Origin of the sequence: Streptomyces sp. L7 (assembly GCF_050990935.1) — a bacterium.
Classification (GTDB): domain Bacteria; phylum Actinomycetota; class Actinomycetes; order Actinomycetales; family Microbacteriaceae; genus Leifsonia.
Genome location: NZ_CP194644.1, coordinates 3,552,126 through 3,568,216, shown reverse-complemented (window position 1 = coordinate 3,568,216; position 16,091 = coordinate 3,552,126). Strand labels below are relative to the sequence as shown.

At 70.5% G+C, this 16,091-nt stretch carries 16 protein-coding genes; 2 read left to right on the top strand and 14 right to left on the bottom strand.

The window, feature by feature from the left end; all coding sequences use genetic code 11:
• Positions 1–12: 12 nt before the first annotated feature.
• The 12 genes from ACR5MH_RS18065 to ACR5MH_RS18010 all read right to left on the bottom strand — a co-directional run bounded on the left by ACR5MH_RS18065 (position 13) and on the right by ACR5MH_RS18010 (position 12,670).
• A complete protein-coding gene (locus ACR5MH_RS18065; RefSeq protein ID WP_431348452.1) occupies positions 13–1,503 on the bottom strand; it encodes a purine-cytosine permease family protein in 1,491 nt (496 codons plus the stop codon).
• A 146-nt stretch (positions 1,504–1,649) separates the two neighbouring features.
• Positions 1,650–2,927 (bottom strand): Nramp family divalent metal transporter, encoded by a 1,278-nt coding sequence (locus ACR5MH_RS18060; protein WP_431348451.1) that lies wholly within the window; start codon positions 2,925–2,927, stop codon positions 1,650–1,652.
• A gap of 260 nt (positions 2,928–3,187) precedes the next feature.
• Positions 3,188–3,463: a hypothetical protein gene (locus ACR5MH_RS18055; protein ID WP_431348450.1), complete on the bottom strand. Its 276-nt coding sequence runs from the start codon at positions 3,461–3,463 to the stop codon at positions 3,188–3,190.
• 344 nt (positions 3,464–3,807) lie between these two features.
• On the bottom strand, positions 3,808–4,110 hold the full coding sequence (locus ACR5MH_RS18050) for an ATP-dependent DNA ligase (protein ID WP_431348449.1): 303 nt from the start codon (positions 4,108–4,110) through the stop codon (positions 3,808–3,810).
• A gap of 94 nt (positions 4,111–4,204) precedes the next feature.
• On the bottom strand, positions 4,205–5,059 hold the full coding sequence (locus ACR5MH_RS18045; RefSeq protein WP_433862014.1) for a serine/threonine-protein kinase: 855 nt from the start codon (positions 5,057–5,059) through the stop codon (positions 4,205–4,207).
• 75 nt (positions 5,060–5,134) lie between these two features.
• On the bottom strand, positions 5,135–6,535 hold the full coding sequence (locus ACR5MH_RS18040; protein ID WP_433862013.1) for a diguanylate cyclase: 1,401 nt from the start codon (positions 6,533–6,535) through the stop codon (positions 5,135–5,137).
• Between the two features lie 17 nt (positions 6,536–6,552).
• On the bottom strand, positions 6,553–7,347 hold the full coding sequence (locus tag ACR5MH_RS18035) for an EAL domain-containing protein (RefSeq protein ID WP_431348446.1): 795 nt from the start codon (positions 7,345–7,347) through the stop codon (positions 6,553–6,555).
• A 220-nt stretch (positions 7,348–7,567) separates the two neighbouring features.
• Positions 7,568–8,149, bottom strand: coding sequence for a signal peptidase I (locus ACR5MH_RS18030; RefSeq protein WP_431348445.1), 582 nt, complete (start codon positions 8,147–8,149; stop codon positions 7,568–7,570).
• Positions 8,146–9,693, bottom strand: coding sequence for a fibronectin type III domain-containing protein (locus tag ACR5MH_RS18025; protein WP_433862012.1), 1,548 nt, complete (start codon positions 9,691–9,693; stop codon positions 8,146–8,148). Before ACR5MH_RS18025 ends, ACR5MH_RS18030 begins: the two co-directional genes overlap by 4 nt.
• Before the next feature lie 105 nt (positions 9,694–9,798).
• Positions 9,799–10,380 (bottom strand): alternate-type signal peptide domain-containing protein, encoded by a 582-nt coding sequence (locus tag ACR5MH_RS18020; protein ID WP_431348443.1) that lies wholly within the window; start codon positions 10,378–10,380, stop codon positions 9,799–9,801.
• 270 nt (positions 10,381–10,650) lie between these two features.
• Positions 10,651–11,214, bottom strand: a complete 564-nt coding sequence (locus ACR5MH_RS18015; RefSeq protein ID WP_431348442.1) for a gluconokinase — start codon at positions 11,212–11,214, stop codon at positions 10,651–10,653.
• Between the two features lies 1 nt (position 11,215).
• Complete coding sequence (locus ACR5MH_RS18010) at positions 11,216–12,670, bottom strand: GntP family permease (protein WP_431348441.1); 1,455 nt, start codon at positions 12,668–12,670, stop codon at positions 11,216–11,218.
• A 143-nt stretch (positions 12,671–12,813) separates the two neighbouring features.
• Here ACR5MH_RS18010 and ACR5MH_RS18005 point away from each other — a divergent pair, with 143 nt between their 5' ends.
• The gene (locus tag ACR5MH_RS18005; protein ID WP_433862011.1) at positions 12,814–13,512 is read left to right on the top strand and encodes a FadR/GntR family transcriptional regulator; all 699 of its coding nucleotides are present in this window, start codon (positions 12,814–12,816) and stop codon (positions 13,510–13,512) included.
• 112 nt (positions 13,513–13,624) lie between these two features.
• Here the strand turns inward: ACR5MH_RS18005 and ACR5MH_RS18000 are convergent, their stop codons facing one another.
• Together ACR5MH_RS18000 and ACR5MH_RS17995 are read right to left on the bottom strand one after the other, a co-directional pair.
• On the bottom strand, positions 13,625–14,779 hold the full coding sequence (locus tag ACR5MH_RS18000) for a serine/threonine-protein kinase (protein ID WP_433862010.1): 1,155 nt from the start codon (positions 14,777–14,779) through the stop codon (positions 13,625–13,627).
• Positions 14,776–15,192 (bottom strand): hypothetical protein, encoded by a 417-nt coding sequence (locus ACR5MH_RS17995; RefSeq protein WP_431348437.1) that lies wholly within the window; start codon positions 15,190–15,192, stop codon positions 14,776–14,778. Before ACR5MH_RS17995 ends, ACR5MH_RS18000 begins: the two co-directional genes overlap by 4 nt.
• A gap of 180 nt (positions 15,193–15,372) precedes the next feature.
• Here ACR5MH_RS17995 and ACR5MH_RS17990 point away from each other — a divergent pair, with 180 nt between their 5' ends.
• The gene (locus ACR5MH_RS17990; RefSeq protein WP_431348436.1) at positions 15,373–16,035 is read left to right on the top strand and encodes a hypothetical protein; all 663 of its coding nucleotides are present in this window, start codon (positions 15,373–15,375) and stop codon (positions 16,033–16,035) included.
• Positions 16,036–16,091 lie beyond the last annotated feature (56 nt).

Sequence of the window (16,091 nt, the reverse complement as noted above, 5' to 3'; positions counted from 1 at the left end):
CCGCTCCGGGCCTCAGTCGAGGATGACGCCGGCGAGGTCGTCGCCCTCCGGGGCCGCGTTCTCGAGGTCGGCCGACTGCTGCTCGGCCAGCGCGCGCTCCGCGGCGAGGTCGAGGTTGCGGGTGAAGAGCCAGTAGAGCGCACCGCCGACGGGCAGTCCGATGAACAGCGAGATGTCGACGCCGCCCATGCGCTGTGCGATGGCCCCGGTGAAGAACGTGCCGATGCTGAAGAACGGGATCATGCACGCGAAGGCGACCAGGTACGAGACGATCCCGGCCCAGCCCCAGCGCTTGTAGATGCCGTGCGGCTTGAAGATCTCACCGATCGCGTAGTGCCCCTTGCGCACGATGAAGTAGTCGGTCAGGTTGATCGCCGTCCACGGGATGAAGAAGTACAGCACCAGCAGGAGGAAGTCCGCGAAGACGGCGGCGAAGTCGCTGGAGGCGTAGAGGGAGAGCACGCCGGAGATGACCGCGGTGATGCCCACCGTGATCACGCGGACCCTCAGGGTCGGCCGCACCTTGCGGATGCTGTCGATCGAGGAGATCAGCGTCAGCGACCCGCCGTACATGTTGAGGATGATGACCGCCATCAGACCGAACGCGATGACCAGCAGGGCGATGATGCCGAAGCCGGGAAAGAGACCGTCGGCGACATCCCGGATCGCCGCCACCGGGTCGCTGGCGTTGAAGTCCTTGACCGCGGCGGCCAGGTAGGCGCCGAGCAGGATCATCCATGCGCCGCCGATGGCGCTGCCCCAGAACGTCCACCGGAACGTCGTCTTCGGCGGGGTGTCGGCCGGGAGGTAGCGCGAGTAGTCGGAGACGTAGATCGCCCACGAGATCTGGTACCCCGCGACGACGCCGAACTGCGAGAAGAAGGCCAGCGCGTTGAAGTGCGCGATGTCGAACGAGCCGGCCGGGAGGTGCAGGTGGACCAGTGCCGCGAACGTGAGCAGGGCGAGCACGACCACGGTGACGTAGGTGAGGTACCGCTCGACCTTGTGGATGAGGTCGTAGCCGAAGAGGGCGACCGCCGCGCAGACGACGGTGACCAGCCAGAACCAGAACGCATCCGCGCCGTGCCCGACGTGGATCGCCCCGGTGAGCGAGTCACCGGCGAGGACCGTGTTGAAGACGTTGAAGCCGGCATACTGCAGGAACGCGAAGAGCCACACCAGCAGCGCGCCGATGTAGCCGAACTGCGGGCGCGACTGGATCATCTGCGGCAGGCCGAGCTGCGGACCCTGCGACGAGTGCGCGGCCATGAAGATCGTGCCGACCAGCAGCCCGAGGACGATGGCGATGATCGACCAGATCAGGTTCCCGCCGGCCGCGATGCTCACCACACCGACCGCGAGGGTCGCGATCTGCGCGTTGGACATGAACCACAGCGGGCCGATGTGCCACACCTTGCCGTGACGCTCGTGATGCGGGACGTAATCGATGGACCGCACCTCGAGTCCGAGAGTGCTCCCGGTGGTTGGCCTCTGCTCTGACACAGGTACTCCTTCAACGTGTAGGGATACGACGGCGGAACGGGGTGAGCCTGGGCCGAGCGCCTGAGGACCCCGTCGTCCTGCCACAGAACAAAATAGATCAGGATGATCCTTTTGTCCAACGCTCCCGACACGAAGCGGGACTCTCGCTACCCTCCGGCGACCGTGAACCAGGTGCCGTAGACGCCGGCGACGCACATGATCACCGTGGCGATCCACCCCATCGTGTCGGCCAGCCGGCCGTTGACGTGCTCGCCCATGATGGTGCGGCTGCGGGAGATCAGCATCAGCACGATGAGGAAGGGCCCGGCCGCGATCCCGTTGACGATCGCCGAGAACACCAGCAGCTCGATGGGGTTCTTGTCGACGACAGCGAGGACCGTCCCCACGACGATCCCGAGCGCGAGGAGGATGTAGAACAGCGGCGCACGGCGCGGACTGCGGTCGAGCCCCCAGTCCTTGTTCAGCAGCCCGGCCATCCCGGCCGCACCGGAGGCCGCGAGCACCGGGACGGCCAGCACGCCCGAGCCGATGAAGCCCAGCGCGAACAGCATCCCGGCGTAGCTGCCGGCGATCGGCTCGAGCGCCTTCGCGGCGTCCGCCGCGCTGGTGATGGCCTTGTGATGCGCGCCGAGGGTGGCCGCCGAGGAGGCGATGATCGCGAACATGATGAGCACGCTGAACGCCATCCCGGTGAAGACGTCCAGCCGCCCGTTGCGGAGGCGGCGCCTCGCCTCGGATCGCGGGCGCTCCTCGAGCGCGGGAGCGTGATCCCCACCGCGCTCCTCGGCGCGCAGCTCCTCGACGCGCTGCGCCGACTGCCAGAAGAACATGTACGGGCTGATCGTCGTCCCGAGCACACCGACCACCAGTCCGAGGGAGGCGGGCGTCGGCTTCATCCCCACGCCGACCAGTCCCCGGGCGACGTCGGCCCAGTTCACGTTCGACACGAACAGCACGCCGACGTAGACCAGCAGCACCAGGCACAGCCATTTGAAAATGCGGCCGATCATCGCGAACGACCCGCCCGTGACCGCCACGGCGATCACCACGCCCGCGACCACGCTCCACACCACGCCCGGCCCGAGATGGAGCAGGTGCATGCCCTCGCCGATCGCGTTCAGGTCCGCCGCGATGTTGAGCACATTCGCGACGATCAGGAACACCAGGAGCACCCCGATGGCGATACGGAAACCGCGGCGGAAGTGGCGGCGGATCAGCCTGCCCAAGCTGTCTCCGGACGCGAGCGCCATCCGGTCGCAGATCTCCTGCACCGCCATCATCAGCGGAAGCGTGAGCGGCACCGTCCAGAGCATGGTGTTGCCATAGGTCGCACCGGCCTGCGAGTACGTGGCGATGCCCGAGGGGTCGTCGTCCGCAGCGCCCGTCACCAGGCCCGGCCCGAGAACACCGAAGAACCGGGCCAAGGGACCGCGTCGTGTCCGTTCCTGACCCGGCTGGTCGGAGGTTCCCGCGTCGAGTTCGGGGGTACCCCCTGAGGCGGCTGTTCCTCGGTGTACGGACCGTTGTCCATGTGCGTCCTTCCGTGCGTGCCGCACAAAGTACGCGCACTAACGGTCTGCACCCTCATCACTGTGAGATTTGGAAGGAGCGCACCCGTCTTTTCGAAGAAAACCCCCGGTCCCAAGGGGATCCGGGGGTCGTCAGCGCGGGCCGAGACCGCTCCTTAAAGCCCGTCGAACGTGTCGTCGTCGATGGCCGAGTGCGACACCTCCGCGCCGTCCGCGTCCGCTCCGGTGTCGCCTCCGACGTCGATCTGGCTCCACACCACCGGCATGCCCGGCGAGAAGAGGATGTCGATTCCGGGGCCGGAGCGCAGCGGCGGGATGTTGACGTAGTCGCCGCCCGCCTGGATCGCCGCCCTGATCTTCTCGCGGAGCTCCGTCACTGATCCGGGCAGGAAGTAGTCCTTGCCGTCCACGGTAAGCCTGTTGACGATCACTGTTCATCCGTTCTGTCGGTCTTGTCCTGGGCCTGCGCGTCCGCGCCGGCGGGGGTTCGTCGACGACGCGGAGGCCGGAGACGCTGTTCGCCGTGCGGACGAGGGCCTCCACCCATGCACGGTTGATCGGCTCGCGTGTATGCGTCGGGTAGGTGAAGCGGATGCCGACGGTCGGGGACAGCCAGATCGAGTTCGAGCCGCTTCCCCCGCGACGGGGATGTCCCAGGAGAACACGAAGCTCTCGTTCCGCCGCAGCTTCGTGACGATCGCCAGCTGCAGGTGCGCGAGCAGGCGGTCGTCGAACTCGACGGACGACACGGCGTCCCCGTAGAAGAGCGTCCCCATCAGCGCGCCGAAGGCTCGGGGACCGCGCGCAGACCGCCGACGCTGTTGGCGGCGTCCATCAGCGCCTCCGTCCACGCCCGGTTGAGCGCGGGCCGACGGCTGCCCACGTACTGGAAGTGCACCGGGACGGACGGGTTGATCCAGATCGCGGTGCGGCCGCGCGAGTAGGCCTCGTCGTGGTCCCACTCGAAGAGGAACTGCTCGTTCCGTCGCAGCTTCGACGTGATGACCAGCTGGAGGTGGGCCAGCAGGCGATCGTCGATGTCGATCTTCGCGCCGGAACCGTAGATCAGAGTGCCCAACCGGTGCTCTCCTTCCGAGGGCGGGAGCCGGGGCGGGTCCCGCCGGCCAGTCGATCATATGCTGCCCGAGCCGAGGATCGGGCGACGCCCGCGTTCATGCGGGCTCGTGTTCCCGGTCCGCCCGCAGGGCTCCTCGCGCGGCGGTCGCGACGTCCGCCGCGGACGGCCTCAGCGACGCGTCGGACTGCGTCATCGACTGGATGAGCACGCGCCAGCGCTCGGGGACGACATCCGGCGTCTCCGGATCGCGGTCCAGCCGCGACAGCGCGGATTCGACAGGCGTGCCCGGAAACGCGACCGTCCTCGTGAAGCACTCCAGCAGGACGAGGCCCAGCGAATAGATGTCCGACGCCGGCGTCAGGGTCTCGCTCCGCACCTGCTCGGGGCTCAGGTAGGCGGCCGTCCCGAACGTCCCCTCCGCGAGCTCCTGCGGACGCGTCGCGTGGATGGCAATCCCGAAGTCCGTCAGCCTCGCCCGCGGACGCGAGAACCGGGTGCCGTAGTCGACGATCATGATGTTCGACGGCGTCACGTCGCGGTGGATGACGCCGCGCGCGTGAACGTACTCCAGCGTTTCCGCGACCTCGAACGCGACCTCGCCGATCTGCCGCGTCGTCAGCGGACCGGCGTTCAGCACCGCGCGGAGCGTGTCGCCTTCGACCAGCTCGATCACCAGGAACGGGCGAGGGTCTTTGGGTGACGAGTCGTCGACGCCCGCGTCGAGGATCGAGACGACACCGTGGTGCCGGAGGGCGGCGAGCACGCCCACCTCGGCCCGGAATCGTGCCACGTCGGAATGGCGTCCTGAGGAGAACAGCTTGACGGCGACGTCGCGGCCCAGGTTCTCATCGCGCGCGCGGAAGACCATCGAGGTGCCGCCGCGCGCGAGCAGCCGAATCGGCCGATACCTTCCGAGCAGGAGCGGAACCGGGATCTCGGGTTTGTTCACGTGCACATTCTCCGACATTCGCGGCGTCGCCGCCGCCCATAGATTGGGACGCGAATCCGCGGTAGGGAATGCGCGCTACCGCTCCGCCCTGTGGACGACCGCCTGGTCGCCGCCGCCCCGCTTGGCGGCGTACATCGCCTGGTCCGCAAGCCGGATGAGGTGGTCGATCGACGTGTCGCCGACGCCCCCGTCCGAGATGGCGATGCCGACGCTCGCCGTGATGTTCAGCTCCGGCGGGATGCCGGCGAAGTCCTCGGCGATGGCCGCTCTGGCACGGTCGGCCAATTCGAGCGCGTCCGACGTGTCGGCGACCTGCAGCGCGGCGATGAACTCGTCGCCGCCGTAACGAGCGATCATGTCCTCCTGGCGGAACACGTGGCTCAGGCGCTCGGCCACCTCCTTGAGCACGGTGTCACCCGCGGCGTGCCCCAGGGTGTCGTTGATGGCCTTGAACCCGTCGAGGTCGACGAAGAGCACGGCGGTCTGGTCCGCGTGCGCGCGCTCGGTCTGATGCAGGCTCTCGTCGAACAGGCGCCGGTTCGGCAGGCCCGTCACCTCGTCGAGCATCGCCGCACGGCGCAGCCGCGCTTCCAGGCGGAGCCGGACGAGGACCTGCCCGGCAAGCTGGGCGAGCGCCTCGGCCAGCGGCACGGCCTGATCGTCGAACTTACGGGGCTGATCGAAGTAGCAGGCGAAGGCGCCGTACAGGACGCCGTCCTCGATGATGGGCACGGCGATCAGACCATAGACCCCTGCCCGTTCGAAGACGCCGCTCAATCCGAGGCCCGGCGCCACGATATCGGCCTCGGCGGGTGACTGGATCGTCACGACGCTCCCGAGCTGGACAGCCTCTCCGTGCCTATCCTTCGGCCACTCCTTCTCCAGAAGGTTCTCTCCCGCCACAAGCGTGTAGTTCCCCGGTTCACCGGTGTGCACGCTGCAGGCGGTCGCGTTGAACGCCCGGCGCGCGGTCTGCGACAGCAGCTCGCCGAGCTCCTCCTCGGCCCGCGTCTTCGCGAACGCGACGGAGGCGGAGAGCAGCAACTGCAACCGGTCGCTCTCGCGTCGCCCGAGCGCTGCGGTGCGCTCGCCGACCCCGGCGAGCTCCGGGTCGAAGGCGACGATCGTTCGGCCCCCGGAGATCCGCACGGCGCGGATGACCACCGAGCTCCGCGTCCCCTGGTAGGCGTGCGCGGAGGACTCGAGACGGATGCCGCCCGGGTTGCCGGTCGCCAGTGCCTCGGCGAGTTCGTCGGCTTCGACACCGAGCACCGCGGCGAGCGGCATCCCGACGAGTTCTTCGGAAGGCCGGCCGGCCCAGACTTCGAGTGCCTGGTTGGCGTCGACGACGGTGTGGGATCGGTCTACAAGTGCTCGCGGAAAAGGTTGCATACGCGCGACTTCGTCGAGCACATCTTGCCTCAAATGAGTGACCGGTCTAAATGCATGTGTTGAGCGTGACGGTTTCTGAGGCAATCGTCAAGTTAGCGCGCCTACTCGGCCGTGCGGATGCCTCCGGCGGAGACCAGGAGGCTGTCCACATCCGCCTTGGTCGTCGGACGCGACAGGAGGTATCCCTGGCCGCGATCGCACTGAAGTGCGCGAACTCGCGCAAGCTGCGCCTCCGTCTCGATGCCCTCCGCGACCAGGCGCATGCCGTGCGCTTTGCCGAACGCGACCGCTTGCGCCAGGTCTTCGGCGTGGGCGCCCTGGGTCTCCTGCACGAGCGACTGGTCGACCTTCAGTTCGGTCGCCTGCAGTGCGATGACCTGCTCCGGCGACGCATAGGCGGCGCCGAAATCATCGATCGAGATGTTCACGCCGAGCCCGCTCAGCCGGCGGACGACGTCGATCGCCTCCGGGACATCGGTCACGGGAGTGGTCTCGGTCACTTCGAGCGTCAGCAGGCTCGGCGCGAGCGAGAACTCGTCGAGCAACGCGGCGACCGTGTCGACGATCGCCGGCGTCCGCAGCTGCAGGATCGACACGTTGACCGCAACCTCGATCGCATGCCCGTGGTTCAGCCAATCGCGAGCGGCGTGGCAGCCGAGTCGCAGCATGACGTCCCCGATCCCGCCGACGAGCCCCAGACGCTCGGCCATCGGAATGAACTCGCCCGGAGCGACGAGACCGAACCGCGGGTGGACCCACCGGCTGAGCGCCTCCGCCCCGACGACGCCGCCGGTCGTGAGCGAGAACTGCGGCTGGAACAGCGCGATGATCTCACCGCGGCTCGCGGCCGCCGGGAGGTCGTTCTCCAGCAGCGCGAGGCGATCCTCAGGACGCATGGCCGACCTCCCAACTCGTTTCGACCGTCCTAGTTTCCCGTATCGGGCCGGAAGGGCGGGGGCGTTGGCAAACCGGTCAGGATGTTCTATACTGCTCCACCCGATCGGCAGGCCCGGCGCGATCCGCCCGTCCCGCCCAGGAACCGTACACCCCGGGCGGCGCCCGCGCGGGAATACCTTCCGGCCGGTATGTTCGTCGGCCGACGCTCGGGCGAGACGCTCACCGGGTGGAGACTTCCTCACCCTTGTCGGCGCGCGAGGTGCGGCGGACCGACGCGGCGGTGCCGCGCAGGAACATCCACGCCGCGTAGACGATCAGCAGCACGCCGACCGCGGGCAGCACCCACGAGCGCTGGCTCTGGTCGAGCGCGCTGTTGACGTAGCCGAGCAGCGGGACGCTGTACCAGACCACGCCGCGCACCTGCGCGGGCACCACGGGAGGGTCGGCCTCGGCGTTGTCGTCGCCCTTCGTCGTGAAGGTCATGCCGTTCGTGGTGGAAGTCGTGATCGCGATCACGCGGTGCGAGATGACGGCCGGATCGCCGGAGCGGATCTGATAGGTCATCACGTCGCCGACGTGGATGTCGTGGACGGCCTTCGGTCTCACCACGACGAGCGTCCCCGGCGGAAGGGTCGGCTCCATCGAGGAGGTCAGCACAGTCACCGGGGTGGCGCCCGCCGCCCGTGGGATGACGATGACCACCGCGGCGACGAACAGCACGAGACCGAGCAGGCCGACGCTGAGGCCCGTGACGACGTACTGCCGCAGCGACCGGGCCGGGCGCGGTTCGGGTTCGCTCACGGTGTCACCTGCCTGAGGAAGAAGGACTGGGTCGAAACTCCGGCCGTGCACGTGGTGGTCGTGAGCTGGCCTCCCCCGGCGGCCGCGCCGGTGGCGCACAGGGTCGTCGTGTTGCCGAAGCCGTTGCCGTTCCCGTTGCCGTTGTCGCCGGTGATGGTGTTGGCGATCGTGAAGGAGCCGTCGGCCTGCACGGTGAACGTCCAGAGCGTCGACCCGTTCGTGGCCGTCCGCGAGGAGGTCACGGCCACCGGCGCGGTCCGGGCGCCGGCCCACAGGTACTGGCCGGTCACCAGCGACGGGAGGGCGGAGGTCACGGTCGCGGTGGTGCCGGACGAGGTGGTGAGGAGCCACTCCTGCGCACCGCTCGCCGGGCCGGCGCAGGCCGACTGGGTCAGCACGCCTCCGTTCGCGATGGGCGAGGGGACGGTCACGCACCGGCCGCTGGCGGCGTTCACGAGCTGGTACCAGGAGCCGGAGGCGTAGGAGCCCGCAGCCGAGACCGGCGCGGAGGGCGCGGAGACGTTCCCGGCGGCGTCGGAGGCCGTCACGGTGTACCGGTGCACGCCCACTGTCAGGCCGGTGTCGGTGTACGTCGTGGTGGCGCCGCCCACGGTGGCGATCGCCGTGCCGTCGCGGGAGACGGTGTAGGCGCTGACGCCGACGTTGTCGGCCGCGGAGAAGGACAGCGTGGCGGTGGACCCCGTCGTGCCGGTCAGGGTCAGGGTCGGCGTTCCCGGGGCGGTCCGGTCGGCGAGCGCGGTCGCGGCCGGTGAGGTGAGCCCCACGGCGTCGCGAGCGACGACGGAGTACGTGTAGGAGGTGCTCGCCGCCGCGCCCGCGTCGGTGAAGGATGTGGCTGCGGTCGAGCCGATCGGGGCGGATGTCCCGGAACGGTAGACGTCGTAGGCGACCACGCCCACGTTGTCGGTGGCCGCCGTCCAGGAGAGCGCGACCGAGCTGGTGGACCCGGAGCGGCCGGTCAGCCCGGTCGGTGCAGACGGCGCGATGTCGTCGACGAAGGTCTGCGCGAGTCCGGCGGCGGCGGTGCTGGACCACACCGTCCCGGCGGTCACCGTGGCGGTGAAGACGGGGTTCACGACGGACCCGCTGGCGATGCCGGGCGCCGAGGTCACATCCATCGACTCCCTTACGCAGAACGCGTACGACGCGCCGGCCACGAGGAAGCCGGTCGTCGGCGCGGCGAGCGCGAGCATCGCGAGCGTCCCCGTGACGGCACCGGCGGGGACGGTCGCGGCCGTGGTGCACGCGGTGACCGAGGCGACCGGCCAGACGCTCACCGGGATGACTGCCGCCAGCGCGGGTGACGTCCCGGCCGCCAGCCCGACGGACGAGCTGAAGGTCGTGCCGACGTTACCGGTGTTGGTCGCGACCACGCCGCCGGTCGTGGAGGTGTGGCCGGATGTGAAGACGGTGTCGAAGGGCTGCGCGATCGTCACGCTCGCCGAGACCGTGGCGGCGGTGATCGCCCCGGCCTTCGCGGCGGCGACGCCGTTCCAGAGCGCGTAGGTGCCGGCGCCCGGCATCAGCAGGAACGTGGCCAGCGCCGTGCCGGCGGCGGTCAGGGGAGGGCGAAGCGCTTCATGTCCCTTCGCACCTCCCCCGGCTCCGCTCGTCCTGGTCCGCGTGCGTTACTGCTGGGCCAGCTTGAATCCGAGCGCGCTCAGGTCGACGGTGCCGCCCTGCGCCACCGTTCCGGTGGTCGTGGAGTCGAACGGCAGCGTCACGGAGACGGTCAGCACCTTGGTGCCGGTGGTTCCGCTGACGGCATAGGTGTTGGCCGCGGCGCCCGCGGTGACACCGACGGGCAGCGGGGCGCCCACGGTCACGGTCATCCCGCTGGTGAGCGCCGTGACGAGCGCGGCGCTGGACGGCGAGCTGTCGCCTGCCTTGATCGACGTGGGGTCGATGCTGAGGATGGCGGAGAGGTTGTCGCCGGTGGCGGTGACGTCCACTTTCTGAGTGAAGGTCAGGACGTCGCCCGGGACGGCGCGGAAGCTCGCGATGTTCGGGATCGCGGTGGCTGAGCCCGAGCCGTGGGTGACGCTCCAGGTGCCCGCGGTGGCGTCGGCCGCGATGGTCATCGTTCCGGACTGGACAGAGCCGGCGGCGGCGCTCGCCGAGCCGTTCCACAGCGCGAAGGTGCCCGCGCCGCTGAGAAGGAGGAGGATGCCGGCCGCGCCGGCGATCGCGCCCTTGGCGAACCTGTTCATGGGACGTGCTCACAATCTGTTCGGGACGTCGTCCCGCGCAGCGCAGGGGTGTGAGCACCCGTGCGACGACGCACGTGTGCAGCGGCCCCGACGTCGCTAGGTCGACGTTCGAGCGGAAGCCCTCCGGTCGCCCGGAGGGTGGTGCACGAGGGGAGGGTCGGGTTCCACTCGATGGGCCACCCGCGACCAGATTTTCGGGTAGGTCACGTCGGCCCACTTCGGACGATAGCGGTCCTCATATTGGAGGACAAGAATGTCCGCGCACCCAGATCAGGGGTCACGCCGGGCCCACCGGGCCGGCCCTGCGGGTCGCCAGGCGGCAGCCTCCATCAGGCCCAGCTCGCTGAGGATCCCGGTGACGATCGCCTCCGGCTCGGCGGCGATGTCGACCGTCACGGCCGCCTCGTCCGGCTGCGGGGGCTCGAGGGTGCGGAGCTGGGAGTCCAGCATCCCCGGCTTCATGAAGTGGCCGCTGCGCGCGGCGATGCGACTCTCGAGCAGTTCGCGCGTGCCGCTCAGGTGGGCGAACACCACGCCCTTCCCGCGGAGGACGTCGCGGTAGCGCCGGGCGAGCGCAGAGCAGGCGACCACCAGCGGCTTCCCGACCGCGGCGCCGTCGCGGACGCGGTCCGCGATGGCCGCGAGCCAGGGAGCACGGTCGGCGTCGTCGAGCGGCACGCCGGCGCTCATGCGCTCGACGTTGCGGGCGGGGTGGAGGCTGTCTCCCTCCAGCAGCTCCCAGCCCAGCCGGTCGGCGAGGAGGGCGGCGACGGTGGATTTGCCGCAGCCCGCGACACCCATGACGACGATCGTGCTCACCTGGCTCGCGGTCATGTCAGCCTCCGATCACCAGGGCGATCACCAGCGTCCCGGCGAGGCCCACGACGGAGGCGATGCACCCCAGCACGGTCCAGCTCCGCAGCGTCTGCGGGATGCTGAGGCCCAGGTACTCCTTGACCAGCCAGAACCCGGCGTCGTTGACGTGCGAGAGGAACAGCGAGCCGGAGCCGATCGCGAGGACCAGCAGCGACACCATCGGGGTCGAGAGGTGCGCGGTGAGCGGCACCATGATCCCGGCCGCGGTGACGGTCGCGACCGTCGCGGAGCCGGTGGCGACGCGGATCAGCGCCGCGATGAACCAGGCGAGCAGCAGGATGCCGATGCCGTTGCTGCCGTGCGCGAAGGACGCGATGACCTGGCCGATGCCGGTGTCGACGAGCACCTGCTTGAAGCCGCCGCCGGCGCCGACGATGAGCAGGATGCCGGCGATGGGAGGCAGCGACGAGGTGAGGCTGGCCTGCAGCGACTTGCGGTTCATGCCGCCCGGGAGCCCGAGCAGGAAGAAGCCGGCGAGCACCGCGATGGTGAGCGCGATGGCCGGCGTGCCGAGGAAGTCGAGGATCGTCTTCCACTCGGCCGTGGACTTCGGCGCGGTGATGTCGACGAGGGCCTTGCCCAGCATGAGGACGACGGGGAGCAGGATGCTGATGAGAGCGAGCGCGAACGAGGGGCGCTTGCGGGCGGCTGCTGCGGTCGCGGCGGCGTCGTCGCCGTCGCCCTCGGTGCCGAGGAAGAGTCCGGGGACGTCCACCGGCACCCACTTGGCGGCGAAGCGGCTGAACACGGGACCCGCCAGGATGATGACCGGGATGGCGACGAGGACGCCGAAGGCGAGGGTGACGCCGAGGTTCGCGCCGAGCGCGCCGATGGCCACGAGGGGGCCGGGGTGCGGCGGGACGAGGCCGTGCATCGCCGAGAGGCCGGCGATCGCCGGGAGGGCGACGAGCATCAGCGGCAGCTTCGAACGGCGGGTCACCAGGATGATGACCGGGATGAGCAGGACGAGACCGATCTCGAAGAACATCGGCAGGCCGATGATCGCACCGACGAGGCCCATCACCCACGGCAGGGCGCGCACGCTCGTGCGGGACACCAGGGTGTCGACGATGCGGTCGGCGCCGCCGGAGTCGGCCAGCAGCTTGCCGTACATCGCGCCGAGGGCGATGAGGATGCCGACGCTTCCCTCGGTCGCGCCGAAGCCGGTGATGAAGCTCGTGGTCGCGGCGTCGGCGGCCATCCCGGCGACGAGGCCGGTGACCAGCGAGCCGAGGAGGAGGGAGAGGAACGGGTGGATCCGCAGCCAGGTGATGAGCACGACGATGACGGCGACGCCGATGACGGCGGCGAGGATCAGCTGGGGCTCGGAGGAGGCGGGGTGGGGGGCGGGCGGGGCGGCGGCTGCGGAGACGGCAGCGGCGACGCGGAGCGCGCTCAGGGGAAGGGTGATCATGAGCATCCTTGGTCGTGATGGGACGTGTGCTCGGCCACCTTATATATAAATCAGGTTAATTGGGAAATCTTTGCGTTTTCGTATGTATTAAGCCACGCATCGCCGCGTTTGTTCGCACGTAAGGAATCCTCGATAATGAGGCCATGTCTCCCACGGACTCCCTCCACGAGCTCGCCATCGAGTCCGTCGGCCGCGGCATCGTCACCGGCGCGATCGCGCCCGGTTCGGTGCTGACACCGGAAGGGCTCGGCATCTCCCGCACGGTGCTCCGCGAATGCATCCGCGTCCTGGAGGCCCTCGGCCTGGTCCAGGCCCGCCGGCGCCGCGGCACGGTCGTCCAGCCGGACACCGAGTGGCGCGTCCTCGACCCGCGCGTCATCGCGTGGCGCCTCGCCGGCCCCGACCGCCTCGCCGCGCTCGGCACCCTCAGCGAGCTGCGCCTGGCCATCGAGCCCGTCGCCGCGCGCCTCGCCAGCACGCGCGCGACCCCCGAGCAGTGCGGCGCCCTGACGGAGGCGATCGTCGGGATGGCCTCCACGCAGCGCGCCGCCGACCACGGCGAATACCTGGCCTACGATCAGGCCTTCCACCGCATCCTCTTGGAGGCCTCCGGAAACCCCGGCTTCCGCGCCCTCAGCAAGGCGGTCGTCGAGGCGCTGTCCGGCCGGACGGCCCACGCATTGATGCCGCACACGGCCAACCCCGAAGCGATCCGGCTGCACGAGGAGGTCGCGGGGGCGGTGCGCGCGGGCGACGGGTCCCGGGCGGAGGCGGCGATGCGCGCGATCGTCGAGGAGGCGGATGCGGCGGTGCAGGCGATGGCGCGGGGAGAGGGCGAGTAACGGCGACGGGTGCGGGACCCGGACGTCGGTCCCTACGGCCCCGAATTCGAGACGTCGTGCTCGAGCTGCTTCAGGTGGTCGCCGAGCGTGCCGCCGACCGCCGGGTAGGACTTCACCGGATCGGATGACGACTGGCCGCCGCCGGACATCGTGCCGAGAGCGATCGCGATGACCACCACGATGAGGGCGACACAGGCGAGGAGGATGCCCAGGATCCCGCGGCGGAGGCCGCGCAGGGGCGGGGGATCCGGGAGGTCGTGGCCGTCGTGCGGGGCGCGGCCGGCTCCGGGCGGGCGCCGGGGAGGGGGAAGCCCGGCAGGAGGGCTGTCGCGGCCGTGGGCTCGTGCGCTTCGGGCGACCCCTCCGGCGACGGGAGCAGGAGAGTGCGCTCCAGCCCCTCGCCGGCGGCCGCCGGGGCCGCGTCCCGCGCCAGCAGCCCCGCGAGCTGGTCTGCCACCGCGGCCGCCGTCGGCCGGTGATCCGGCTCCCTCGCGACCATCGAGCGGATCAGGCGCCGCCACTCCGGGTCGAGCGTCTCCGGCACCTCCGGGTCGCGGGACAGGCGCGCGACGGCCGACTCCACGCCGCTGCCCGGGAACTCCCGCGTGCCGGTCAGGCACTCCAGGAGGACCAGGCCCAGCGAGTACACGTCGCTCGGCGGCCCGACCGGCCGGCCGGCGGCCTGCTCGGGGCTCAGGTAGCTCGCCGTGCCGATCACGAAGCCGGTCGAGGTGATGCGGGCGTCGTCGATGAGGCGCGCGATGCCGAGGTCGGTGAGCTTCGCGTGCACACCCGAGGCCGTCGCGCTCGGGAGCAGGATGTTGGCCGGCGCGATGTCGCGGTGGACGACGCCCCGACCGTGGATGTAGGCGAGCGCCCGCGCGACGTCCGCGCCGAGCGCGGCCACGGCAGGCGAAGGCAACGGCCCCGCCTTCAGGCGCGCGCCCGCGTCGGTGCCGTCGACGAACTCCAGGACCAGGACGCCGCGGCCCTCCTCGTCCGAGGTGGTGTCGAACAGGGTGACGAGCGACGGGTGCGACAGGTTCGCGAGGATCCGGACCTCGCCCTTCTGGCGGCGGAGGTCGTCCGCGGAGGCGAACTCGCGGCGGAAGACCTTGAGGGCGACGTCGCGTCCGAGCAGCTCGTCGTGGGCGCGGTAGACCTCCGCCATGCCGCCGGAGCCGATGCGCTGCAGCAGGTGGTAGCGGCGGGCGATCCGGCGGGCGTCAGGCGCCGCCTCGGACGGCGTGCGACCCGTGGCATTCATCCGCCATCACCGCCGTCGCCGCTCTTGTCCTTGCCCTTCTTGTCCGGCGGATTCGGATGCTGTTGCTTCTGCTGTTGCTGGAGTTGCTGGAGCTGCTGCTCCAACTGCGCACGCTCAGCGGCGTCCCGGAGCCGGGTGAGGTCCGCCTCGACGGCCGCGAGGGACTTCGCGATCGCGTCGTGCCGGTCGGCGGCGATGGTCCCTGCCTTGAGGGCGGCGTCGTTGCGCTGCTGGAGGGACGCCACCTGCGTCAGCGCGCCGGCGTAGTCCTTCCCGTTCGCGGCGGCGGCCACGCTCAGCACGCCGTGCTGCAACGCACTCGCCGTGTCCGCCGAGTAGGTTCCGCCCCCGACGCAGCCGGTCAGGCCGAGCGCGAGGGCGACGCCGGCGGCCGCGATGGGTAGTCGTCTCATAGCCCAGAGCACAGTAGACGTCGAACGGCCCGATGTCGAGTCCGGGCGCGCGGGTGCGCCGAGGACAGGCACGAGCGACGGGTGAAATGCAGGTGTTTTCCGCGGGATTCGGTGTCCGGCACGCCCCGCAGCGAGGCACACTCTCTGCGACCGGCACAGGTCCGGCGATCGGAGTGGAACATGCGCACCAGGAACCTCGTGCCCGTCGTCGCGGGACTGGTCGTCCTCGCCGCGGCCGCCCTCGGCGCCGGACCGGTCACCAGCGCCCTTACCGACGGCGCGGAACTCGTCGTCGGCGCCGACACTCCCCGGCCGGGTGCCCTCGACCTGATCACGGTCGACACGCGCGGGATCGTCTCAACGGGTGTCGCGGGCTCGGCGGACTTCGTCCCGATCCCCGGCGACGACACGGTCACGCCCGGGCGCACAGTGCGGTTGGACGTCGGTGTCGCGGACAACGACCCGGACACGGCGGCAGCCGTCGCCGTGGCGGTCCTGCCGATGGGCGACGACGGCACCGGGCGCGTCGGCGGCGCCCCGAATGCCACGCGGCTGCTGCGCGTCACCGTCGTCGACACCAGCACCGGCCGCATCCTGATCGGCGGCAGCGCCACCGACCCGAGCCGGGGCGTCCCCGTCGCGGGCGCGTCGGCGATGCTCGATCGCCTGGAGCCGCGCGGCGCCGACCCGCTCGCCGACGGCGCGGACTGGACGCCGGGAGCGGCGGGCAGCCGGCACGACCTCGCCGTCGAGGTGTACTGCCCGGACACCCCGGAGCTGCGGGCGCTCGCCGGGGCGGAGTCCGACCTGTCGCTGATGCTCTTCGGCGCACCGTCGCCGTGACCCTGCGCCGGAGGGCGGGCTCAGCTCCTCCGCACGGCGCCCAGGGCGGTGACGAC

Coding starts and splice junctions, on each gene's coding strand:
- ACR5MH_RS18035 (WP_431348446.1), bottom strand. CDS start 7,347: ATGCGTCCTGAGGATCGCCTCGCGCTGCTGGAGAACGACCTCCCGGCG.
- ACR5MH_RS17995 (WP_431348437.1), bottom strand. CDS start 15,192: ATGAGACGACTACCCATCGCGGCCGCCGGCGTCGCCCTCGCGCTCGGC.
- ACR5MH_RS18005 (WP_433862011.1), top strand. CDS start 12,814: ATGTCTCCCACGGACTCCCTCCACGAGCTCGCCATCGAGTCCGTCGGC.
- ACR5MH_RS17990 (WP_431348436.1), top strand. CDS start 15,373: ATGCGCACCAGGAACCTCGTGCCCGTCGTCGCGGGACTGGTCGTCCTC.
- ACR5MH_RS18020 (WP_431348443.1), bottom strand. CDS start 10,380: ATGAACAGGTTCGCCAAGGGCGCGATCGCCGGCGCGGCCGGCATCCTC.
- ACR5MH_RS18000 (WP_433862010.1), bottom strand. CDS start 14,779: ATGAATGCCACGGGTCGCACGCCGTCCGAGGCGGCGCCTGACGCCCGC.
- ACR5MH_RS18015 (WP_431348442.1), bottom strand. CDS start 11,214: ATGACCGCGAGCCAGGTGAGCACGATCGTCGTCATGGGTGTCGCGGGC.
- ACR5MH_RS18025 (WP_433862012.1), bottom strand. CDS start 9,693: ATGCCGGGCGCCGGCACCTACGCGCTCTGGAACGGCGTCGCCGCCGCG.
- ACR5MH_RS18010 (WP_431348441.1), bottom strand. CDS start 12,670: ATGATCACCCTTCCCCTGAGCGCGCTCCGCGTCGCCGCTGCCGTCTCC.